29 protein-coding genes are annotated in these 19,277 nt (G+C 65.4%); 11 read left to right on the top strand and 18 right to left on the bottom strand.

The genetic code is table 11. The features are described from left to right. Position 1 precedes the first annotated feature (1 nt). The 6 genes from JIAGA_RS34700 to JIAGA_RS0118200 form a co-directional block, all read right to left on the bottom strand. Positions 2-163 carry a hypothetical protein gene (locus JIAGA_RS34700; RefSeq protein ID WP_157553307.1) on the bottom strand — a complete coding sequence of 54 codons (162 nt, stop codon included), beginning with the start codon at positions 161-163 and terminating at the stop codon, positions 2-4. A gap of 19 nt (positions 164-182) precedes the next feature. Further along, a complete protein-coding gene (locus JIAGA_RS0118225; protein ID WP_157553305.1) occupies positions 183-356 on the bottom strand; it encodes a hypothetical protein in 174 nt (57 codons plus the stop codon). A gap of 5 nt (positions 357-361) precedes the next feature. Beyond that, the gene (locus tag JIAGA_RS30690; RefSeq protein WP_035812677.1) at positions 362-703 is read right to left on the bottom strand and encodes a hypothetical protein; all 342 of its coding nucleotides are present in this window, start codon (positions 701-703) and stop codon (positions 362-364) included. Positions 704-877: 174 nt separating this feature from the next. Continuing rightward, a complete protein-coding gene (locus JIAGA_RS0118215) occupies positions 878-1,156 on the bottom strand; it encodes a hypothetical protein (protein ID WP_157553302.1) in 279 nt (92 codons plus the stop codon). Positions 1,157-1,356: 200 nt separating this feature from the next. Further along, positions 1,357-1,698: a hypothetical protein gene (locus tag JIAGA_RS0118205; RefSeq protein ID WP_026876773.1), complete on the bottom strand. Its 342-nt coding sequence runs from the start codon at positions 1,696-1,698 to the stop codon at positions 1,357-1,359. Between the two features lie 5 nt (positions 1,699-1,703). After that, positions 1,704-2,117: a hypothetical protein gene (locus JIAGA_RS0118200; RefSeq protein WP_026876772.1), complete on the bottom strand. Its 414-nt coding sequence runs from the start codon at positions 2,115-2,117 to the stop codon at positions 1,704-1,706. 107 nt (positions 2,118-2,224) lie between these two features. Here JIAGA_RS0118200 and JIAGA_RS0118195 point away from each other — a divergent pair, with 107 nt between their 5' ends. Genes JIAGA_RS0118195 through JIAGA_RS0118185 form a run of 3 tightly spaced genes read left to right on the top strand, consistent with a single transcriptional unit; the run spans position 2,225 to position 4,510 of the window. Continuing rightward, positions 2,225-2,587 carry a GntR family transcriptional regulator gene (locus JIAGA_RS0118195; RefSeq protein WP_026876771.1) on the top strand — a complete coding sequence of 121 codons (363 nt, stop codon included), beginning with the start codon at positions 2,225-2,227 and terminating at the stop codon, positions 2,585-2,587. 49 nt (positions 2,588-2,636) lie between these two features. Next, positions 2,637-3,986 carry an NsdA family TPR-like regulatory protein gene (locus JIAGA_RS33280; protein WP_157553300.1) on the top strand — a complete coding sequence of 450 codons (1,350 nt, stop codon included), beginning with the start codon at positions 2,637-2,639 and terminating at the stop codon, positions 3,984-3,986. Positions 3,987-3,991: 5 nt separating this feature from the next. Continuing rightward, on the top strand, positions 3,992-4,510 hold the full coding sequence (locus tag JIAGA_RS0118185) for an NUDIX domain-containing protein (protein WP_035814633.1): 519 nt from the start codon (positions 3,992-3,994) through the stop codon (positions 4,508-4,510). Between the two features lie 35 nt (positions 4,511-4,545). Here the strand turns inward: JIAGA_RS0118185 and JIAGA_RS33960 are convergent, their stop codons facing one another. From JIAGA_RS33960 to JIAGA_RS0118165, 4 genes are all read right to left on the bottom strand, one after another. Further along, positions 4,546-5,619 carry a pentapeptide repeat-containing protein gene (locus JIAGA_RS33960; RefSeq protein WP_084469774.1) on the bottom strand — a complete coding sequence of 358 codons (1,074 nt, stop codon included), beginning with the start codon at positions 5,617-5,619 and terminating at the stop codon, positions 4,546-4,548. A gap of 237 nt (positions 5,620-5,856) precedes the next feature. Beyond that, complete coding sequence (locus tag JIAGA_RS0118175) at positions 5,857-6,138, bottom strand: hypothetical protein (protein WP_026876768.1); 282 nt, start codon at positions 6,136-6,138, stop codon at positions 5,857-5,859. Then, a complete protein-coding gene (locus JIAGA_RS33275) occupies positions 6,135-6,353 on the bottom strand; it encodes a ribbon-helix-helix protein, CopG family (RefSeq protein ID WP_051426238.1) in 219 nt (72 codons plus the stop codon). The genes JIAGA_RS0118175 and JIAGA_RS33275 overlap by 4 nt, the downstream gene beginning before the upstream one ends. 28 nt (positions 6,354-6,381) lie before the next feature. Then, positions 6,382-6,741 carry a hypothetical protein gene (locus tag JIAGA_RS0118165; RefSeq protein ID WP_026876767.1) on the bottom strand — a complete coding sequence of 120 codons (360 nt, stop codon included), beginning with the start codon at positions 6,739-6,741 and terminating at the stop codon, positions 6,382-6,384. A 113-nt stretch (positions 6,742-6,854) separates the two neighbouring features. Here JIAGA_RS0118165 and JIAGA_RS34695 point away from each other — a divergent pair, with 113 nt between their 5' ends. Next, on the top strand, positions 6,855-7,520 hold the full coding sequence (locus JIAGA_RS34695) for a hypothetical protein (RefSeq protein ID WP_157553298.1): 666 nt from the start codon (positions 6,855-6,857) through the stop codon (positions 7,518-7,520). Positions 7,521-7,766: 246 nt separating this feature from the next. Then, positions 7,767-8,138: a hypothetical protein gene (locus JIAGA_RS34690; protein WP_211239725.1), complete on the top strand. Its 372-nt coding sequence runs from the start codon at positions 7,767-7,769 to the stop codon at positions 8,136-8,138. Between the two features lie 44 nt (positions 8,139-8,182). Here the strand turns inward: JIAGA_RS34690 and JIAGA_RS34685 are convergent, their stop codons facing one another. Beyond that, positions 8,183-9,571, bottom strand: a complete 1,389-nt coding sequence (locus JIAGA_RS34685; protein ID WP_157553294.1) for a PIN-like domain-containing protein — start codon at positions 9,569-9,571, stop codon at positions 8,183-8,185. Between the two features lie 411 nt (positions 9,572-9,982). On the opposite strand from JIAGA_RS34685, the gene JIAGA_RS34680 reads away from it, so the two are divergent. Then, positions 9,983-10,252 (top strand): hypothetical protein, encoded by a 270-nt coding sequence (locus JIAGA_RS34680; protein WP_157553292.1) that lies wholly within the window; start codon positions 9,983-9,985, stop codon positions 10,250-10,252. 249 nt (positions 10,253-10,501) lie between these two features. Here the strand turns inward: JIAGA_RS34680 and JIAGA_RS0118155 are convergent, their stop codons facing one another. After that, positions 10,502-11,023, bottom strand: a complete 522-nt coding sequence (locus JIAGA_RS0118155; RefSeq protein ID WP_026876765.1) for a hypothetical protein — start codon at positions 11,021-11,023, stop codon at positions 10,502-10,504. An 858-nt stretch (positions 11,024-11,881) separates the two neighbouring features. Between JIAGA_RS0118155 and JIAGA_RS35975 the strand changes: the two genes are divergently transcribed. Together JIAGA_RS35975 and JIAGA_RS0118140 are read left to right on the top strand one after the other, a co-directional pair. After that, positions 11,882-12,004 carry a hypothetical protein gene (locus JIAGA_RS35975; RefSeq protein ID WP_281172701.1) on the top strand — a complete coding sequence of 41 codons (123 nt, stop codon included), beginning with the start codon at positions 11,882-11,884 and terminating at the stop codon, positions 12,002-12,004. 326 nt (positions 12,005-12,330) lie between these two features. Next, positions 12,331-12,660, top strand: a complete 330-nt coding sequence (locus tag JIAGA_RS0118140) for a hypothetical protein (protein WP_026876763.1) — start codon at positions 12,331-12,333, stop codon at positions 12,658-12,660. A gap of 167 nt (positions 12,661-12,827) precedes the next feature. Here JIAGA_RS0118140 and JIAGA_RS33270 read toward each other — a convergent pair whose 3' ends face one another. Both JIAGA_RS33270 and JIAGA_RS30665 read right to left on the bottom strand, forming a co-directional pair. Beyond that, entirely contained in the window at positions 12,828-13,697 is an 870-nt protein-coding gene (locus tag JIAGA_RS33270; RefSeq protein ID WP_026876762.1) for a hypothetical protein, read from the bottom strand. Positions 13,698-13,735: 38 nt separating this feature from the next. Then, on the bottom strand, positions 13,736-14,602 hold the full coding sequence (locus tag JIAGA_RS30665) for a class I SAM-dependent methyltransferase (protein WP_169738889.1): 867 nt from the start codon (positions 14,600-14,602) through the stop codon (positions 13,736-13,738). Between the two features lie 207 nt (positions 14,603-14,809). On the opposite strand from JIAGA_RS30665, the gene JIAGA_RS0118125 reads away from it, so the two are divergent. After that, on the top strand, positions 14,810-15,298 hold the full coding sequence (locus JIAGA_RS0118125) for a GNAT family N-acetyltransferase (protein ID WP_035812673.1): 489 nt from the start codon (positions 14,810-14,812) through the stop codon (positions 15,296-15,298). A 29-nt stretch (positions 15,299-15,327) separates the two neighbouring features. On the opposite strand, the gene JIAGA_RS0118120 is transcribed toward JIAGA_RS0118125, so the two are convergent. The 3 genes from JIAGA_RS0118120 to JIAGA_RS0118110 form a co-directional block, all read right to left on the bottom strand. After that, entirely contained in the window at positions 15,328-15,708 is a 381-nt protein-coding gene (locus JIAGA_RS0118120) for a VOC family protein (RefSeq protein WP_026876760.1), read from the bottom strand. Positions 15,709-15,874: 166 nt separating this feature from the next. Further along, on the bottom strand, positions 15,875-16,432 hold the full coding sequence (locus JIAGA_RS0118115; protein WP_026876759.1) for a CGNR zinc finger domain-containing protein: 558 nt from the start codon (positions 16,430-16,432) through the stop codon (positions 15,875-15,877). Beyond that, positions 16,429-17,007 carry a GNAT family N-acetyltransferase gene (locus tag JIAGA_RS0118110; protein WP_026876758.1) on the bottom strand — a complete coding sequence of 193 codons (579 nt, stop codon included), beginning with the start codon at positions 17,005-17,007 and terminating at the stop codon, positions 16,429-16,431. Before JIAGA_RS0118110 ends, JIAGA_RS0118115 begins: the two co-directional genes overlap by 4 nt. 300 nt (positions 17,008-17,307) lie before the next feature. Here JIAGA_RS0118110 and JIAGA_RS0118105 point away from each other — a divergent pair, with 300 nt between their 5' ends. Continuing rightward, positions 17,308-17,781: a nitroreductase/quinone reductase family protein gene (locus JIAGA_RS0118105; protein ID WP_026876757.1), complete on the top strand. Its 474-nt coding sequence runs from the start codon at positions 17,308-17,310 to the stop codon at positions 17,779-17,781. 29 nt (positions 17,782-17,810) lie between these two features. Here JIAGA_RS0118105 and JIAGA_RS0118100 read toward each other — a convergent pair whose 3' ends face one another. Beyond that, positions 17,811-18,389, bottom strand: a complete 579-nt coding sequence (locus tag JIAGA_RS0118100; RefSeq protein ID WP_026876756.1) for a DinB family protein — start codon at positions 18,387-18,389, stop codon at positions 17,811-17,813. Between the two features lie 111 nt (positions 18,390-18,500). On the opposite strand from JIAGA_RS0118100, the gene JIAGA_RS0118095 reads away from it, so the two are divergent. Beyond that, complete coding sequence (locus JIAGA_RS0118095) at positions 18,501-19,274, top strand: 2-phosphosulfolactate phosphatase (protein WP_026876755.1); 774 nt, start codon at positions 18,501-18,503, stop codon at positions 19,272-19,274. Positions 19,275-19,277 lie beyond the last annotated feature (3 nt).

Here is a 19,277-nt window from a genome sequence, read left to right as displayed (position 1 = left end):
GTCACACCACCCTCACGAGGTCATCGGGCGGGAACGCCCGCTTGCAGTCGTCGCAGTAGAAGAAGGCCGTGAGCGTGTGCTGCCAGAGCGGATCGCAACCGGTCCGGCCGCACACGTCACAGGCGTGGTCACCGGGCAGGTGACGCACGTAGGACTTGGTCATCAGGGGTTCTCCGAAGAGGTCAGAGCCGCGACGGGTCCGGCAAGGACCACGGCTCGGACTGGTCGGGCAGACAGTCCGGGCACCGGGCATTACCGGCGACGGATCCGGCGTCGATGAAGACGAACCAGCCGCCGGCCTGGCCGGTGTCCAAGGTGGACGCGGAGCAGGAGTCGCAGCACAGGACGCGATACATGCCGTTCACCACTCCCCGGTGCCGGTGAGCGTGCAGCACTCCCGGCAGATCAGGCCGTCATAGTCGGCGGGGCCGTAGTGGTTCTCGTCGCGGTCGCGCGAGGTGTAGACACCGCACTCGCCGCACATCTGCAACACCCGCTCGGCGGGCGGGCCGAACTCGGGCAGGCGCGTCACGACTCTGCCCCCCTGGCCCGGGCGGCGGCAGTGGCCGGCACAGGCGAACACCTGCGAGCCGGTGTGGGAGACGCCGACGGGGACGTCTCGCGCCCGGCTGGTCAGGTAGGACCCCCCGCACACCACATAGGCCAGCCCGTCCGCCTGATCCGGGGTCAGGTCACCGAGCACGGGACTTCACCACCCGACGCCGCGACGACTTCGTGGGGTTGGCCGACTTGGCGCAGGCCGCGCAGACGGCGTCGGGCTCGGTGGCGGCATGGCGACCGCAAACCGTGCACGCGAACCCGTAGACGGTCGCACTGTCGGGAGGGGCGAGCGCGGAGAATAGGACCGGGTCGCCGTTCACCACAACCACCCCGCCGAGTTCGGGTCGCTGTGGCAGGTGCACGAGCAGCGCCACACGTGCGACGGCTCCACCACGGCGACCGGCCCGTTGGGGACCAGGCCGGCGGGACCGATGAGGTAGGTCTCCGGGAACCAGACACCGTCCTCCTGCGGGCCACCGATCCGGTGGGCGCACTGGTCGTGTCGGCCCTCGCCGCAGTGACCAGACGAGGCCGGGTCGCACGGGGCCTGGCGGGCGGCAGCCTCAGCGGCAGCCCTGGCAGCGGCGGCGGTCATCACGACCACGCACCCATCGCCGACACGACAGTTCCGGCGACGCCGGCCACCAGAAGCAGCGCGGCAAGCAGCAGCGGGAATGCCCACGAGGTCGCGCGGGCAGTACGGTTGAACATGCTGATCCCCTCCATCCTTGGGGGTGGGTTGGAAGCCGCCCAGGAGCCGAAGGTTTGGATGCCAGTCCGGCTCCTGGGCGGTGCTCATCGAGGGGCGGTCGCGCCGCCCGTGGCCTTCGCCGATCCGGTGGGACGGCGAGGCGTGCGCCCCGCGTCGAAGGCCCTGCCGAGCTTGGTCAGGCCCTCCCCCAGCCGCTTCGCGTTCATCGGGGTGAGCTGGACCAGCAGCGGAGCCGACTGGCGCGGAATGTGGCTCAGGACCAGGCGAACGCCGTCGCCCGCTGTTCCCTCGGCCTCCACGAGGGTGATCGCGCCGTCCCCGACCACGGCGGCCCCGTAGAGCCGACACGGGCCGGTGTGGCCGCGTTCCTGGTCCTCACACCAGCGCTGGTGCTCTGCTGGTGTGGTGTCGTGAGGCGCGGACATGAGGGTCAGGCCGCCTTGTCGTGCTGGTCGACCTTCGGTGCCTGACCGCGCTGGATCTTGTCCAGCTCACGGGCACGCCACCGCTCGAAGAACCCACCGGAGCGCGTCGTACCGCAGTCCACCGTGAGGCCCTTGAAGGTGATCGGCGTTAGGGGCTGGATCACCGGCATGTCCGGCGCGGAGACCGTCACCTTCGCGGTGGCGGTGCTCTGCCGGCCGAACGACTCAGTGATGTACATAACCTCGACGCCCCAGAGCGGCCAGCCGGTGCCGCCGTCCTCCGGCTTCGCGTCGTGATCCTGGGAATCCTTGCTCGGACGGCGCTTGCCGTCGGGACCATCGATCCACGCCATCACCGGTTCCACGATCCCCGTCGCGGTCATCGCCTGACGGGTGCTCTCCACTGCGTAGGTCGCCATGACCTTCTCCTTTCTCCGTGAGGCCCCTAGCCTCGATATCTAGCTAGCTTTAAGTAGCTAGCTAGCTTTGTCAAGAGGTAGCTAGACATCTCAGCTACCCTTGGGTCATGAGCCTCAGCGACGGCGCGCGCACCGGCTACGAGCAGGTCGCAAACACGGTTCGACAAGCGATAGCCACAGGTGAGTACGCAGTGGGCTCGCACCTGCCGTCCATCCAGCAGCTCGCTGACGACCACGGCGTGTCGCACATGACCGTCAAGCGAGCATTGGATGTGCTCAGGAACGATGGACTCATCGCGTCGCGTGCAGGCGTACGAGCGATCGTTACGGCCACGCCAGACGACACGACGCCGCCCGTGCAGGAGCAGATCGACTCGCTCCGCTCGACCGTCGAGGAACTGACTGAGCGGCTCGCTCACGTTGAAGCTCATGTCGGCAAGTCAACGCACGCTAGCGAGCGCGAACCATGAATCTTGACCTGCAACTCCCCTGCAATTGCGATCGGTGGCAGGGGCCGCGATGACGGATGAGCGGATGATCTGGACTCCGGAACGCGTGCTTGCCTTCCAGGCGGCCTTCCGTGACCACGATCCGCTCATGACCGACGAGAGGTTCGCCCAGGACATCCTTCGCATCGCGCCAAGGTCGCTCTACCTCTGGAAGCGACGGCCAGACATGCGCCTGCGGCCGGGAACGCAACAAGCGTTGAACGACGCGCTCCAAGCCGCGCCAGAACCCGTGGTGGCGCGGCTCCGGGAGTTGACCAGTTCCGCCGACGCCGAGCCCCCGGCGCGCCACGCAGTCGTCGGATACCGACTCCAACTTGCCGACACACTCTCAGCGCTCGATGATGCCGCAACCGATGGACCTGAACTGGCTTACGAGCCGAGCAGTCTGGCGGCCGCGGTTCTGGACTGGATCTCTACGCCGAGACTCGCCGACCCCCGCAACCTGTCCGTCGGCGCACAGGACGTTGAGCACATCCGGGCAACAACGCAGGCACTCGACGCCCTCGAGCGCACGATGGGCGGTCCTGGCTGCCGACAAACGGCCACAAGCTTCCTTCACGACGTGGCCATGCCAATGTTGGCTGCGCACCAGGAGGCCGGCGTTCACGCCGAGTTGTTCTCAGCGGTCGCGGAGCTGTGCGAGGTTGTCGGCTGGATGGCGTATGACGCAGGCGAGCACGGCACCGCACAGGCGTACTTCACACACGCCTTGCGGCTGACGAGGGAAGCCGGGGACGACGCGCTAGCCGCTTATCTGATGACCAGCCTGACCCACCAAGCGATGTTCCTGGGGCATCCCCGCGATGCGCTCCGAATCGCACGAACGGCGACCGAGGTCGCTAACTCCGCTCAGGAGTTGCAGGTAGTGGCCGAGGGCGAGCTGTTGTCGGCCAGGGCGCTCGCACACCTAGGAGATGCACATGAAGGCGCGGCGGCGCTCACACGGGCTGAGAACGCGTTCGAGCGTCGCTCGCAAAAGCCTCTACGCACATGGGCAGCGCACTGGGATGACGTGATCTTCTCTAGCCACGCAGGAACGACCTGGCTACAGCTCGGCGACACTAGCAAGGCTAGGCGGCTCATGCGGCGCGTCTGGGACGCCTCGTCCCGCCATCCACGCCGTCGGATCTATGCCGGGGCTGAGCTGGGCATTGCCGCCGCTCGCTCCGGAGACATCGATGAAGCGACGAGCATGGCACAGCAAATTTTGCCGCTCGTATCGCAGCTCGACTCACGACGCGCGCAACATCATCTGCGGCGACTTGCGGACGAGTTGAAAGAGCACTCTTCCGCTACCCTCGTAAAGGACGTGCTCAATGAGATTGCAAACCTACGCACGAAGGGATCGCAGGCATTATGACCAGGGTGAGCCTCGAAGAGGACGTGAGGGCGGACGGTGCGCCCGAAAAGGAGTTCAACCCAGGCATAGCCGACAGGATCCCGCGCAAGACGGTTGCCGGCGGCGCGCTGATTCGAAATGAGGAGGGGCTGATCCTCTTCATTAAGCCGATCTACAAGCCGACGTTGGAAATCCCAGGTGGCATTGCCGACCCGAACGAGTCTCCACGACAAGCTTGCGAACGAGAGATTCTTGAAGAGATAGGGCTCGACATCAAGATCACGAATACACTTGTGGTCGATTGGATCCCGCAGAGCGGACCATGGCATGACGGCGTGATGTTCATCTTTGACGGCGGAATCCTCGACACCGAGGCCGTCCAGCGCATCCGCATAGATAATGCGGAGGCACGCGACTGGGAGTTTATGACGCTCGACTCAGCTCGCCCCCGCATGCGCCCATCAATGGCTAGGCGCCTGAGTTCCGCACAAAACGCGCTCAAGATCGGCCGCCAGGTCTACGCAGAATTTGGCCGGCCTGTCTAATCTAATGGCTTTGAGGTGCAAAACGGTCCCGGAAATCACATCCCTGGCGGCAGCCGAGTAGACGTGTCGGTACGTGCGCGGCGAAGTCGCTCGGCCAGTTGAGGCGAGACGTCCTCATCACCTTCGATCTGTGTGCCTCGCAGGTCGGCCCCTTCTAGTTGCACACCCTCAAGTCGGTTGGCATAGAGATGTTCATCTCGGAGATTAGCTCGGCGCAGATTTGCACCCATCAGGTACGCACGGTCGATCGAGGATTTGCGAAGATCAACACCTTCCAACGTCGCGCCGCTGAACCTCGCCTTGAACGGATCGGCGCCGCGTAATACAACACCAGTCATCCGCGCTTCCTGGAACTTTGCCCCACGAAGCGAGGCATCACTCATGTCGGCGTCAGTTATTTCCGCCGCCACCAATTGAGCGAAATTCAGCAATGCGCCGACGAGCGAACTCTTCGACAGATCCGATCCGTTCAGCAATGCCTCGCTCAGATCTGCACGGTCGAAGCGGGCTCCCCGCAGATCCGCTCCCCTCAAATCAGTCTCAGCTAGGTCAAGCCTGTGGCTCTCATGGCGGACTGGTCGACGACCTAGAACCGTAAGTACGGACTGGACGTCAGTAGGGAGACGCGAGATTTCTGGCTCTTGGGACTCCTCCTGCTGCATCACAGGCGCTTCCGACCCACCCGCCGAGACATTCCGATAGCTAGCATTCTCGCGCACAAAGGCAGCAAGGACGTCTACAGCGGCCTCATGCTCCTGTTTAGATTCCCGCATCAATTGCTCGAGGGCGTAGACACCGCCCAACCGAACGGCCAATTGCCCTGACGCCAGTTGCTCGACACTCCTGGCCAGACGATCCGTCAATTGAGCCCGACGATTGAGCAGGTATGTCCGCGCCGTGAACGCGACGCCTATGAGTAGGCCGAGGCCACCTAATCCGGTCAGAATCGCCTGACGCGTATCAGCAAGGGCGGCCACGCTCTCGGATGGCGTCAAACCACGGGTTGCCGTAAGTGCATTTGCCAGCGGCCCCAGCACGAGCCACAACGCACCAAGGCCCACGATCGCGACAGGGACCGCCGCCGCGATCGTCCTGAGGGTGGTCTTCATGGCGCGGAATCTACTCGATATCACCCTCGGCGTCGCTGGCTTGACGTGGCGCCCCGCACGTGACTGCTAGCGCGTGCACCCGCGCCGTTCGTTGCGCAGCCCCTGATGGAACTCAACAGCGCCGGTGAGAGCAGGCGGAGACGCTGTCGATCGCGACCGGGCTGGCGCTGGCAACGAGGGGCCAACTATGCAACCTCGGAGACGCCCTCCGCGGCGACTGACGGCGCGCCACTCACATCAAGTCCCGAGCAGGAACGACAGGTGCTCGCGCACGGTGGCCAGCTCGTAATCAGTCAACTCACCACGCTTGTCTGTGAGCCAGTTCCGCGGGTGCGCCAGAAGCCGATCCGGTAGAACGATGCCGCCGTCTGTCATCACGGCAAATGGCTGAAACGAGTTCGACTCAGGAACCACGGCGCACGTCACGACCGTGTTGGCTCTGGAGGCGTTGTAGGTAGCATGCGACAGGACGAGGCGGGTCGTGCCATCCTCCAAGCGCCACAGGTCGCCGGGGTTCACGCCTCAGCCTGCCACCGCAGTACGTCACGCGCCCGGTCCTCTTCGGCGGTGGTCCACGCCGGCCCCTCGACCTGATCGAGCAGCCTCCGATAGTGCGCCTCACGGGCGATCCGCTCGACGTACTCCGACCGGTTCAGGCCGGAGCTGCGCGCGTCGGCGTCGAGGTTGGCAAGCACCTGCCCCGACATGGTCACCGTTACCTTCTCCTTCGCCATACAGCCATCCTATCATCCGCCATACGGACTACCCGAAATCTCCTCGACCCTCAGCTAAACCACGACGATGCTCGTGGAACCTCGCCAGGCTCTCCGCCTCGCGGATGGACCGCTCGGCAGCGAACCGGCCTTCGTCGACCCAGTGCACCAGGTCGAGGTCCTCCCCCGAGTCTGCCCCGAGCGCCATGACCAGGAACCCCGCACCTATCAGTGCCGCTCCGCCGTCGTACCGCGCTTTCACCGACCAGATGCCGGCCATCTTCCCAGCCTCCTGGGCGATCAGGTCGAAGCGGCCACCGGCGACCGCACGCAGCTCGGATGCAGCGTCGGGCGGCGTCGCCCCAGCGAAGGCCAGCCTCGTTGCCGTTGCGTTGAGCTGAGCCGCCAAGAGCCGGTCAGGATCTGCTCTACGTCCAGGTGCCATGCAGCCTAGTCTCGAACACGCGTTCGATGATCGCAAGTAGGGCGGGATAAGTCCGCCTGGTCCAGTACAGTCCGCGAATGACCTGGGAACTACTCGTAGCTATCGGCGCGGCCGCCGTCGGCACGGCTGGTGCTGCAGGGCTGGTGACCGCCCTGCTCGAGCTAACGAAACCCGCTCGGCTGCGCCGCCAGATTGACGGCTTGGTCAAGACTCGTGAGGAAGTTCGTGCCAGCGGCACGAAGGATCGACTTACAGGTGTCATCGACGAGCTTGCAGAGGAACTAGCCGCGCACGTCCGATTACGTAAACGGCGACCCCGGGCACTCCTTAGCGCCTTCAAGTTGGCCGTGGGGGCCGGCATAATAGCCGTGCTTACCGCCGCCCTCGGAACTTGGATCGATCCCGGAGACAACCTGTTCGGTCACACAGGGGTCTTTTGGACCTACGTCATTGGCGTCGTAGCCCTGGGCTGGGTGCTCGGGTTCGAGCTTGTTATGCATCGCAAGCGCGCGCATCGGTGGATGATGACATCAACGATCCCGCCGCTTCGAAAAGCCATGGTCCGGCTGTATCTCTGGGGGGTCAAGCTCGAAAAGCGCAAGGAGAATAGGCCTCCTAGCTTAGTCGACCGATTCTACGCCTGGACGTGGGAGCCAGAATCACCGGATGCTCCCTACGAACCATTCAGAGATGAAGTGCAACCACCAGCGATGCGGGCTGGCGATCAGGAGCGGGATCAGTAAGACGGATCAGGGAACCCCCTTACCCTCGGACGAAACTGCGAACGGGCTGTAATGATTGACCAAACCTCGCATTTAACAGCATCAGCTACGACCGGCGCTGAGGTGGCAACAGACTTGGCGCCGGTCGTCGTCGGCGGTCTTCTTGTATGGCTTGGGTCCTTCCTACAGCATGTCTGGACGACAAGAAAGGAAGACCGTCGCTTACGAGAGTCCGAGAAGGCCACCCGAGTTCAGCACGACCGAGACGTGATTGCCGACCTGCTGACCGCGCTCTCGCGGTGGGCCTCGGCGGTCGCTAACCTCTCCTTGGCCTACGAGGCAGCCCAGAACGGGCGGCAACTAGACAGCGAACGCCAGCGAGAATTTCTCCAAGATGGCGATGCATTTTGGGCTTCGCTAACTCGGGCGCGTCTCTCCGTCCGCAATCCTGCGGCGCGGCCCGCGCTGGATGCGCTGCAAGAGCAATTCATTCGAATGACGAATCACATGAACCTCGCTGCATTCAAGCAAACATCACCCAAGTTCATTGCGGACTTCCAGGATTATCGCGTGATCATCGGAAATGCGAAGGCCGCACTAGAGCAAGCTGCACTCAATTGGGACGGAGAGCTAAAATAGCGGTGCGCGCGGATGATTTGAGCCTTTAGAGCCGCACGAACTACTTACAAATTCGTCACTAGGTTTCGACTGGTTCTTGCCACCACTCCTACGCCCGGGATGGTTCCTATGACCTCGCTTATCTGAGCCGCCGTCATTGGACTCTCAAAGTTCAGCAGCACAAATGCTGTCGCCGGCATCTCATCTTCCGATGATTGCATTCGCAAGATTCGAACCGATGCCGATAACTGCTCAAGGGTTTCCGGCCAAGCCGCATAGAAGACGGCTTCATCCTCGACTGTGAAGCGCAATGAAACTTCGAGTTCGGCTGGGACGTCGGTCCAGCTAACCTCAACCTCAGGGCCGCTTTGGGCAACCCATTGGCAGTCAGTTCGATGCACGACTACTTTTCGGCCTCGTGCTGTCCGGCCGACGATCTCGTCGCCAGGGATCGGAGTGCAGCACCGAGCCAGTCGAACTCGTTTCGGCTCGTCTGAGAGGCCGTGAACCACTATTGGCGGCGCCGAGCCGTACTCTTGTCCTTGTTCGGATGCTGAGGCTTCTTCCACGGTCCCGGGGCTCACGGCGACATCGAGAGCTTCACGCGAAAGCTCAAGGAACTTCGCGGGCTGCATCATGTACGGCCTCACCCCGCAGTCGCGCAACATCTCTTCGACAAGTTCTCTCCGCGGCCTCTCGGTTCTTCCCCGCTCTCGCCCAACCCAATCGGCCTTGTCATCGCTAGTTACAAACAGGATCGGCTTTCCACGTCGCGCGACTTCAACTTTGAGTTCATTCCAGATGAGATAATCGTTGGCGGCGCGCGCGATGGGTTTGCGCTTCGCGTCACTATCGCCAGGCAGCACCTCGGTGCGATTTTCGGAGCCGAATAGTTCCCTGTGCGCTTGTTCGGCGGCCGGATTCAGAGGCCGACCGACCTTGCCATTAAAGATTGGCTCAAGGCTTTTTCGAATTGGATCAGAGTCGATTAGCCCTTCAGGGTCTAGGTCATAGTCACTCGCGAGCGCGGCGACCCGCCTCTCAGCCGCTCTGAATGCTGAGTCAAGGCGCGACAATTCTAACTCGAATTCATCGCGCCTAAACGATCTACGCTTTGCGAGGAAGTTCAGGGCTGAGACGGCGCGCTCGCGGGCTGCCTCAAGATGGCCCCTGGCGTCATCGTACTCACCGAGGTGATCCAAGACCGCGCCGAGCCGGCCCTCCTGGTACTCCTTGGCCACTGTATAGGGGATGAAGAGCCGTTCGCCGAATGCCGAGAACAAGTTTATAAGCTCGGCCCTTGCGCTTGGTGTGTACCTGTATAGATCGAGAAGAACGTTGGTGTCGACGCTAATGATTCCGTCAAGAAGCACATCGCGAAGCTCTTGCCGAGTAGGTGAATAGTACGACAAGAAGAGCTCCCGAAGGCTGGACAGACTGTTCTCATCCACCATGCTTCCCCCCACCAGACGCCGACGACATCGAGGTCACGGGCCTGCGAACTCGTACGGTCTCGCTGGTCTCGGATCTGCCATGCGGAAATACTGCCACTCCGTCCGGACAGATCCTGTTCGCCCGCCTCCGCGTCGGCCAGCGCGCAGGGCGTGAACTGGTCCGGCGCGTCTCACCACCTCACCCCGCCGCGGCCCGGCGACGACTGGGCGTGGTGAGAACTTTCTTTACTCCGTCAAGGCGGCTCGCTGCGCTCGCCGCAGCCGCCCTCCCGGCTGCGCCGGGCGTGCGGCCTAGCGGCCGTTCCGGGCGCACCGTACGGGCGGCGCAAGACGACCAGGCCGGTGACGAAGCGAGACCGTATCTCGCCTGTCACCGGCCTGGTGATCCGCAAAGCGCAAGAGCGATGATCAGTGGTGCTGTTGTCGGCTGCTCGGACGATCGGCGTACCCACGGAGCAGCCTTCGCGCCCTGCGCCGTACGAAGAACGACCCGCGCAAGACGGCCCGCTCAAGACCCGCGCGGTGGCGATGAACCAGGGCCCGATCGACCACGTCCATCAGCCGGGCAAGCGCATACAACACAACGGCCAAGGCGAAGAGCAAACGTACGAGCTGCTCGAGCACGGCATCCTCCCGGATGTGATCCGGCTCGGCCCAGCCGCCAGCAGCCAACGATGTTGAGTTTCCCCGATCATACGCGAGGCTCAGCGACGCGCACGACTTCGAGGATAGGCACGCATGGCTTCGAGTGGGGCCGTCCCCCTCACGCCGTGATTGTCCGGCCTCCACTCCACGAGTCAAGGGCACTTCGCTGCGCTCCGTGTCGCTTCGCGATCTGCGACCCTTGACACGCTCCACTCCGGCCTAGGGCGGCAGTTGCGAGGGGGACGGCGGAAGTGTGGCGCACGCGTCAGGGACTGCTTGGTTCCATCATCCCTGGCTCGTGTCGCTGTAGATCGTCCGCAGATCGGCGACCACCGAATCTAGGTCCGTCAGCGAGACGCGCGCATCCGACAGTGCGACGGCGACGCGGTCAACCTTCTCCCGGTGAACCGCGGCCACGAGCGCTTCCCCATCCTGCGCGAACAGGCGCCCAGACGACAGCAGCTCAATACCACCGCCACGGCGCTCGCACAGGTCGTTCAACCGCTGGATGATCTCGGCATCGGTCGCTCCGGGCAGCCAGCGGTTCCGCACTTCCGCCAGCAGCTTCGGGGTCCACATCGCCGCCTGCGCCACATCGGCGAACTCAAGCAGCACACGCGCGAACCGGCGGGCCTCCTTGACGTTGACGGCGAACCCGGCGATCTGCTCAGACTCGAACGGCTTGACCACGACATCGATCTCAGCGTTCCCGTGAAGTAGGTGCGCCACCATCTCACCGACCGATTCGTCGAAGAACGGCGCGCGGGCGATGATCTGGCGCTTGTCAGGTTCCGGTACGGTCACCATGGGTCTCTCCCTGGTTGGTTCAGGTTGGGATCAAGTCCCCGGCCCGGTGCTCGCTACACCGGCCGGGGGCGACTACAGGATGAGGTCAACCAGGCCACGCGGCGGACCCCGAGCGCAACCCGAGACCACAGTCTGGCCCACAGCATTGACACCGAAGCGGCGAGAACTGACAGAGGACGGCGCGCAGCCCACCGCGTCGAACATGCAGGCCAGCGCCACAAAGCAGGAACCGATGAGAGGTCGTGGAAGTTCAAGGCGGAGAATCAGAGGGTTCCTGGTTCGAGTCCAGGTGCGGGAGCCACCATCTAGCAGGGGAAACACCGGATCTTAGATCCGGTCGGCGCGTCAGGTCTACCTGAAGCTGCACCCTAGCCGTTTCAAGGGGCACCGACCAGACCGCTCCTGCCGCTCCTCCCCCGCCACCGATCTTGGGGCGAGTCGGCCGCGCCGAAGCGCCGTCGTTGGCCGTGAATCCTCACCATCGTGGCCGCGCTTGTCGTCAACGTTGGCATCGGCGCGACCACGTCGCAGGAGGAAGCCGGGCCGGCCGCCGCACCCACGGCGCCGGCGAAGCAGGGCGGCGAACTGGACCCGCGGATCGCCGAGCTCGAGCAGGATGTCGCCGACCTGACCGCTGATCGTGGCGAGCTGCCGCGCATGTCGAGGAGCAGGACGCGACCATCGCGGAACTGCAGCGTGCCGCCGAGGCTGGGGCTGAGGAGGCCGAGGAACCGAGCGGCGACGGCCTGACGGCTGGCCGTTACGAGTTCGCCGACGTGCAGGTGTCCGAGGACTTCGCCGGCGACTCCAGCTCCGGACCCGCGTGACAGACACGGGCGGCTCGGTCTCGCGTGTGACGTGGACGGCGACGCTGTTCCTGGACGGGACGGTGGTTGCGACGCTGACTGGGTCGGCGAGAACCTGGGCGAGGGTGAGTCGGCGACCGTCAAGTTCTTCTCGCTGGACACCTACGGCGAGTAGGACGGGGTCGAGTTGCAAATCGACATGGAGTACTGACGTAGCCGCCACGCGCCGGCTCGGGTCCCGGTTCGTCGCGTGGACGGGCGTGGACGACGAGGAGGAACCCGCCGCACCTGGTGACCGTCCCCTGCGACCCAAACGCCGACCCGACCCGAGAGGTCTGACCGTGAGCGACCGATGCGGGGCGTGCGGCAAGCCGATCGTCCTATTCCGCGCCAGCCTCCGCGTGATCAGCCTGGCGAAGAAGTGGGTCCACGTGTCGCGGCGGGCCAACCGCTCGTACCACGCGATCCCCGTAAAGGCAGTTCGGAAGGAGGTGCTGCGCGATGACCGATGACGTCGACCTGCTGCGCCGCGCCGCCGCAAAGGCGCGAAAGCTGGCGGATGCCGCCGTCTCACCCACGCGTTGGGAGGCTGGCGAGCGGTGCAGCTGGGAGGCCGAGGGCAACCCCGTCGTCCGCGACGGCGCCGAGTGTGACGGCGGGTTCGCATACCCCGAGGGCGCCGCACTCGCGGCTGCTATGGGGCCCACCGTCGCATGGGCCGTAGCGGACTGGCCGGGTTCGCTGATCTACTCGTACGAGTCGTTCGGCGCGGACTACGAGATCCATGCCCAGCCGAAGGCGCTCGCCCTCGCCCACTCCATCCTCCGCTAGGACACCCCATGATCCCCACGGCCGCGCCCGTCGTCGCAGGCAGGTGCTGATCAGCGGCCTGGCGTGGCCCGCTGATGTCGCGCGTGCTCCCGTGCCCGGTCTGCCGCGCCCCGCCGCCCGAAGCCAATCGGGGGCGGGTTCTGTCGGAGTAGTGCGTGTGGTGCCGCTTAGGGGATCAATTCCCCCGACTCATGCCACACGTTGCCGGACCATTCGTTGCCACGCACGTCACGCTCGAAGTTGGCGGCAGGCCCGAACCGGCCACAGGTCGGGAAGAACTCCGTCGAGAAGTGGTTGTCTATGAACCGCACGTTGGAGCCGATCGGGAAGGGCTTCGAGTCGACAGACCCGCCGTGGGCACAGTAGCCGCCAGTAGTGGCGAGCAGATTGCGCTCAACCAGGAACCCGTCAACGGGAGCAAAGTCGCCATACATGGGGACCGCGGCAGAACAGCCGTCGCCGGAGCAGCGGAGAACGTTGTTGATCAGCGCGTTGTTGCTGCCACCGTTCGTTCCGGCTGCGCCCCTGTGCGCGTCGGAGGAGTCGGCCCGGTCGGAGTAGATCCAGCTGTTCTGGATGATGCCGTCATTCACGAGCCGCGCCGACCGGCCGACATCGTGCACGTAGGCGTGATCGACCGTGGCGCCGCACGGCATGTAGATGGGGACGTCGTTCGCGGCAGCCTGCGAGCCATCGATCTCGATGTACTCGATCAGCACGCCCTGCGGGCACGTCCCATCCAGGTCTTCCACGTGGAGCATGTACGTGGTGGTGCCGTTGATCACGACGTCGCGGACGGTGACGTTGTCGTGGCGGATCGCGAGCCGCCCCGTAATCTCGACGTTCTCGATGATCTGCCCGGCCTCGGTCGTGGTGACGGAGTCAGACTGCCGCGTCGGCTGCTCGCGCGGGCCAGTGGTCTCCGGGGTAGGGAACTCAGTTCCCACCGGCGGAGCCACCACACTGGTGTCCTGGGTGCCTGCGTCATCGACAACGGCGGCCACGATGATCCCAATGGCCACGCTGGCGAGTGCCACCCCGATCCCGAAGGTCCATCGGTTGAATCGCCTACGGGTCATTGTCGCTGCATCCAGAGCGCGCCGGTCGGTTCACCCCGCAACGACTCGGGCACCAGATCCGGCCGCTGGGTCCAGAGCCACGACGTCATGAGCCGAATCTGCCAGGCCTCGCTGTGGGAGAGGAACGCACGCAGCAGGTACACCTCGGTCCAGTCCCGGCCTTCGCGGATCCACTTCTCCGGGTACTCGAACGGCCAGTGGATGTCGTGGATGTGGACCAGCACGCCGGGCGGCAGCGTCGGCAGCACGTGCAGGTACAGCCAGATCACGTCGGACCCCGACTTCGCGACGTGCGTGGAGTCGATGATCAGGAAGTCGCCCGACTGGATTCCGCAGAACGATGCATTTGGGCCATCGCCGAGAGACTCCGGCGCTGGCACCTGCTGCACCGGAACTTGCATCACGTGCACATTGTCCTCATCGCGGACCCTGGACAGCAGGCGCTCCGGGTATGGCTCAATGCAGGTGACTTCTAGTCCCGGTAGATAGCGCTCAGCCACGTCCAATATGACTGCCGTCGAGTAGCCGGATCCGACTTCGACGACCCGCTTCGGCTTGTAGTGCCGGAGCATGGCGTGCATCGTGGCCGCGTCGGCGCGACCGTACATGCCGTTGCCCGGCTGCCAGCGGTCCTCGGGCAGGTCGACCATCAGCGGCCCGAGCTCGCCGGCCAGCTTCTCCTGGCCGTCCTCGTTCAAGTCGACCCCGACAGGCGAAAGTGCCCGCCACGTCACGGCGCGCTGGCGATCAGCGGCCGACGTGGCGGGCGAGTAGTAGTGGCCGGGCGCGGTGTACGGCGGTCTCCGCAACGCTGCGGCGACGCCCCTAGCTGCCCGGATGGACTTAGTGGCAATGCCCCCCATGCACGGAGTGTGCCCTAGATCACGACCCGTGACTAGACCCTGACGAACAGTGACGATTGTTGGGGTATGTGATGGCACCACGGACTTCATCAGGTCCATTGTCCGTTGACGTTCGGGAACAGATCATCCCCACTGGAAATTGACTCCATCTCGGCGTCGGTCAGCACAGGGTCGATCTGCTGCACCTCGCCTTCTGCGTACGAGCCGATGCCAGTTCACCTCGTGACGGAGCGGCTCCACATGCGGCCCTGGGCGGAGTCGGACATCGACGACCTTCGTGCCCTGATCTCAGAACGCGATGACGGAACGCCGACCGTTGAGCACGTCCGAGAAATCATCGCTGCGCAGGAAGCCGCCATGTCGACAGCGGGGTTCACACTGCTACCCATCCGTCGCCGCGTCGAAGGCGACTTCATCGGCTATTGCGGGCTCATCGTGGGCCGGGCCACCGTTGATGAACCCGAGATCGCGTACGAGTTGTTCCGACGCGTGCATGGGCGTGGGTACGCCACCGAGGCGGCAGGCGCAGTGCTCGGCGCTGCGGTAGAGACCGGGCGGAAAAGGCTCTGGTCGACTGTCGGTTCGTGGAACACCCCATCGTTGCGTGTCCTCGAGAAGCTCGGTTTCGCGCGGAATCATGTTTCGATCGACGACCGCGCGGGCGAAGTGGTCTGGCTCACGCGATTGCTGCCATGATCTTGAGGTCGAGGCGGGACCGATGAGCATCAGAGTGGGTTCAGGCGGGCCTTGAGCAGGCAGAACTCGTTGCCTTCGGGGTCGGCCAGGACGTGCCATTGCTCCTGCCCGGTCTGGCCGATGTCGGCCGGGCGTGCACCGAGCTTGAGGAGGCGTTCGAGCTCGGCGTCCTGATCGCGGTCGGTGGCGTTGACGTCGATGTGCAGCCGGGATTTCCCCTTCTCCGGCTCGTCCCTGCGGCTGAGGATGATCGTCGGCTGCGGACCGCCGAACCCTTCGCGCGGCCCGATCTCCAGCGAACCGTCGTCCTCGTGATCGAGCACGACGAAGTCCAGGACCTCACACCAGAACCGCGCCAGCAGCTCAGGATCGCGGCAACCGAGCACGAGTTCACTGATACGACACGCCATGAACGAAACCTACTCTCAGTCCGGAGCTGCCGGTACGCCACACGCAAACCTCATGGACCCCAGCAGCGAGAACGACCCAGCGACCGTACCGGGGCGAGGCGAGCACGGGCAAAGTGATTTTCACCGGCTGCCGGGCGAGGTGTACGCAGGCAGGACGTCGTGTGCGTCAGCCGTGCGTGGAGCGGTACCGGTGAGCTTTTGCCTGGTTCCCGCACGTCTTCATGCTGCACCAGCGGCGCCGGCGCCCACGGGAGCTGTCGATGAAGAACCAGCCGCAGCGGTCGCAAACCCGCACTCCTTGGGGTGGCGGGTTGAGGACACGTGCCGTGGCACGCAGGGCCAGGATGCTGAGCGCTCCGTCGGCTGTCGTGGGGACCATCGAGCCGTCGGGTTTCAGAGTGACGCTACCGATGCCGTGACGGGCGACGTCGAGAAGCCTTGCGAAGGCGTCTTCGGGTATGGCACGTCCCTCCCTCTGGGCGTCGAAGACGACCCAGAGCTGGGCACGTAGTCCGCGAGCTTCGTCGAGGACGTCAGCGGGGTCGCCGTGTTCGTTGCTCTCGGGCAGCAGGTGTGCGCGGGCAAGCCAGGTCGTGAGCGCTTCAGCTGTGTTCAGCAGATCGGCGCCGAGTTCGGGAGTGCGGCGGTAGACGGTGTTGGCGAAGTCGAGGGCGACATCGCCGGCGATGAAGTGGTCATCCACCCAGGCGGTGGCGGCGCTCACGGCAGTTCGTACCTCACGATGGGGCGATCGCTCTTACGCCGGGCGACTTCGGTGAAGCCAGCAGCCAGGAACGCGCTGGCGATGCCGGTCATGGCTGTGTCCGGGCCGATGGTGCGCCCTGCGGGAGGTTCGACGGGGTAGGCCTCGACCGTGCGTATTTCGGAGGTCTCGGACAGGTAGTCGCACACCGCGGTGATCAGTGGCGTGGATATGCCGTCCCGCCGATGGCCCTTCTTGACGAACAGGCAGGTGAGTGAGACGACCGGTTCGTCATCGACGGGTTGCAGCAGCGTCGAGCGTTGCATCCTGGGGAAGTCCGCGCGGTTGCCGAACCCGCACCAGGCCACGGGGTCCTCGTCGAGGTAGCCCACGACGCCGGGTGGCGCGTCCTGCTCGGCGAGAGCACGCAAGGCGGCCTTGTTCCCGTCGCCTTTGTTCTCCATCCACTCGGCGATGCTCAGCCGCCAATGCATGCACCAGCAGCCACGAGCGCCGCCCCGTGCACCCATGACGGACTCGAGGTCCGCCCAGGTGTCCGGCCCGAGGGGCTTGATGGTGAGGTCTGGTGCGCTCACGACGGCACCCCCGATTCGCGGTTGTGAACTCTCAGCCCGTCCAGCTCGCGGTACCGATGCCGTGTCGTTGCCGTCCGTCGCATTGCTCTTCCTCCCTTGCCCCCGGGGCCGAGTAACCGATATAAGCCACGTTACCAGTTACTGATGCGACGGGCTGGCGACCGATGCAGGCTGGGACGCGCGCTCAGTGGTGATCGCTTCGGGGGTACCGCCGATCGGTCAGGAATCGAGAAGCGGCCATGGCTGCGCCGCGCCTAGCGTGACCACCATGAACATGACGTCGACTGGCTGGAGGTAGCCATGACACCGGACCAGCAGGCAGCCAAACGAGGCAAGCGCAAGCCGGGTACGCCCGGTGCGCTGTCGCGGTGGATGCAGCGCAAAGCGAACGCCCGCACCATCCGCAAGGTCCGGGGTGGACGCGGGACGATGATGGGCATGGACCTGCTGATCCTGAACACGGTGGGCCACCGCAGCGGGCAACCGCGGGAGACTCCGGTGGCGTGGTTCGCCGACGGTGACGACGCCCGGCTGATCGTCGCGTCGGGCGGCGGGAACCAGAACCCCGACTGGCACGCCAACCTCATGGCACACCCCGACCAGGTGACGATCGAGCTGCCGGGCCGCGCAGCCGAACCGGTGACGGCGCAGCGACTCAACGGCGCCCAGCGTGAGCAGGCATGGAGCATCATCGCCGCCGCCCAGCCCCGCATCGCGAAGTACCAGAGCAAGTCCGACCGCGAGTACCCGGTGATCCGCCTCACCCCGCGGTGATCAGCCCTGCGATGAGTGCGGTGCGCGGCTCACTCGCGCGGCGCGAACACATCGGCGGCGGCCCGGATGTTCGCGAGGTACGCGCGCCACGTGGCGGCGTCGCCGAGGGACTCGTGGTCGGGGCCGGCGGTGCCGTCGATGAGCTCGCGGACGATGTCGGCGTGCCCGGCGTGCTGGGCGGTCTCGGCGACCATGCGGATGAGCAGCACGCCGAGGGTGGTGTCGGCACGTTCGGCAGGCCAGTGCGGGACCCGGCCGGGGGCGTCGAGGTCGAGCTGTTCGATGGTGCGGTCGCCGTGCTCGCAGGCTCGTCGGTACAGGCCGATGAGGTAGTCGCTGGACTCGTCGGGCTTCGCCCACATGTCGGCGCCCTCCCAGACCGAGCCATCTTCCTCCCAGGCCAGCGTCTCCGGCGGTGGCCGGCCGAATGACGTGCCGAGGTAGACGTACTCCACGCGGGCGAGGTGCTTGACCAGGCCGAGCAGGTTGGTGCCGGTGGGAGTGAGCGGACGGCGCAGGTCGTACTCGCCGAGGCCGTCCACCCTGGACAGCACTCCCGCCCGGCCGGCCCGCAGTTTGCGGTGCAGTTCCGCTTTGACATCGCTCACGACGCTCCTTCCTGCGCGCCACCGAGGCCGCGCCGTACCGTCAGCCAACCACGCCGCACCGACAGAGTCGCTGCGCCGACGCCATCCGCGGCCATGCCACACTCGACCCCCATGAGCGCCTGGTACGCGCAGGATGGCTACGGAGTCCGCCTGGAGTGGGGGTCGCCGGGCGTACGGCGGCTCGCATCTCAGGTGGCCGCGCTTGTCGTGGTGGACGTGCTGTCGTTCACGACGGCAGTGTCGATCGCCGTCGAGGCTGGCACGCGGGTGTTCCCCTACCCGTGGCGCGACGCGACGGCGTCTGCGTATGCAGTGCGGGTGGGCGCCAAGCTGGCGGTCGGCCGCCGCGAGATCAGCGAGGCCACGCCGTGGTCGTTGTCACCGGCGGCGCTTCGATCCGCACCCGTGCCGCCGCGACTGGTGCTGCCGTCACCGAACGGTTCCGCCATAGCCGCCGCCGCGGCCGAGGCGCCCGACGGCCCCGCCGTGCTCGCCGGCTGCCTGCGCAACGCCACCGCGGTCGGGCGTTGGCTCTCCGCTCGAGGGTACGGCCGGCCGGATCGGCCGGTCGCGGTGGTCGCGGCCGGCGAGCGGTGGCCGGACCGTGACGGCTTACGGCCGGCGGTGGAGGACTTGCTCGGCGCCGGCGCGGTGGTCGCGGCGTTGACAGCCGCCAGCGGGTCCACCCTCTCCCCCGAGGCGGCCGCAGCAGGGGCCGCGTTCACCACCGTCGCCGACGTGGGCGTTGCGGTGACGCAGTCGGTATCCGGACGCGAACTGACCGAGTACGGCTTCCCCGAGGACGTCGCCATCGCCGCCCGGGTCGATGACAGCGGCGTCGTGCCCGTTCTCGACGACGCGGCATTTGCGCCAGCCCGCGACTGACGC

Source organism: Jiangella gansuensis DSM 44835, from assembly GCF_000515395.1.
GTDB lineage: Bacteria > Actinomycetota > Actinomycetes > Jiangellales > Jiangellaceae > Jiangella > Jiangella gansuensis.
The sequence above is the reverse complement of the archived record's forward strand: the minus strand, read 5'-3'. Positions and strand labels throughout refer to the sequence as shown.

Bases quoted from the DNA above. Each gene is read 5' to 3' on its own strand.
- JIAGA_RS33275 (WP_051426238.1), bottom strand. From the start codon at position 6,353: ATGGCGAAGGAGAAGGTAACGGTGACCATGTCGGGGCAGGTGCTTGCC.
- JIAGA_RS0118155 (WP_026876765.1), bottom strand. From the start codon at position 11,023: ATGGTGACCGTACCGGAACCTGACAAGCGCCAGATCATCGCCCGCGCG.
- JIAGA_RS33280 (WP_157553300.1), top strand. From the start codon at position 2,637: ATGACGGATGAGCGGATGATCTGGACTCCGGAACGCGTGCTTGCCTTC.
- JIAGA_RS0118120 (WP_026876760.1), bottom strand. From the start codon at position 15,708: ATGGCGTGTCGTATCAGTGAACTCGTGCTCGGTTGCCGCGATCCTGAG.
- JIAGA_RS30665 (WP_169738889.1), bottom strand. From the start codon at position 14,602: ATGGGGGGCATTGCCACTAAGTCCATCCGGGCAGCTAGGGGCGTCGCC.
- JIAGA_RS34695 (WP_157553298.1), top strand. From the start codon at position 6,855: ATGACCTGGGAACTACTCGTAGCTATCGGCGCGGCCGCCGTCGGCACG.
- JIAGA_RS33960 (WP_084469774.1), bottom strand. From the start codon at position 5,619: ATGAAGACCACCCTCAGGACGATCGCGGCGGCGGTCCCTGTCGCGATC.
- JIAGA_RS0118195 (WP_026876771.1), top strand. From the start codon at position 2,225: ATGAGCCTCAGCGACGGCGCGCGCACCGGCTACGAGCAGGTCGCAAAC.
- JIAGA_RS0118140 (WP_026876763.1), top strand. From the start codon at position 12,331: ATGACCGATGACGTCGACCTGCTGCGCCGCGCCGCCGCAAAGGCGCGA.
- JIAGA_RS0118095 (WP_026876755.1), top strand. From the start codon at position 18,501: ATGAGCGCCTGGTACGCGCAGGATGGCTACGGAGTCCGCCTGGAGTGG.
- JIAGA_RS0118205 (WP_026876773.1), bottom strand. From the start codon at position 1,698: ATGTCCGCGCCTCACGACACCACACCAGCAGAGCACCAGCGCTGGTGT.
- JIAGA_RS0118200 (WP_026876772.1), bottom strand. From the start codon at position 2,117: ATGGCGACCTACGCAGTGGAGAGCACCCGTCAGGCGATGACCGCGACG.
- JIAGA_RS0118105 (WP_026876757.1), top strand. From the start codon at position 17,308: ATGACACCGGACCAGCAGGCAGCCAAACGAGGCAAGCGCAAGCCGGGT.
- JIAGA_RS0118215 (WP_157553302.1), bottom strand. From the start codon at position 1,156: ATGACCGCCGCCGCTGCCAGGGCTGCCGCTGAGGCTGCCGCCCGCCAG.
- JIAGA_RS0118225 (WP_157553305.1), bottom strand. From the start codon at position 356: ATGTATCGCGTCCTGTGCTGCGACTCCTGCTCCGCGTCCACCTTGGAC.
- JIAGA_RS34700 (WP_157553307.1), bottom strand. From the start codon at position 163: ATGACCAAGTCCTACGTGCGTCACCTGCCCGGTGACCACGCCTGTGAC.
- JIAGA_RS34685 (WP_157553294.1), bottom strand. From the start codon at position 9,571: ATGGTGGATGAGAACAGTCTGTCCAGCCTTCGGGAGCTCTTCTTGTCG.
- JIAGA_RS0118125 (WP_035812673.1), top strand. From the start codon at position 14,810: ATGCCAGTTCACCTCGTGACGGAGCGGCTCCACATGCGGCCCTGGGCG.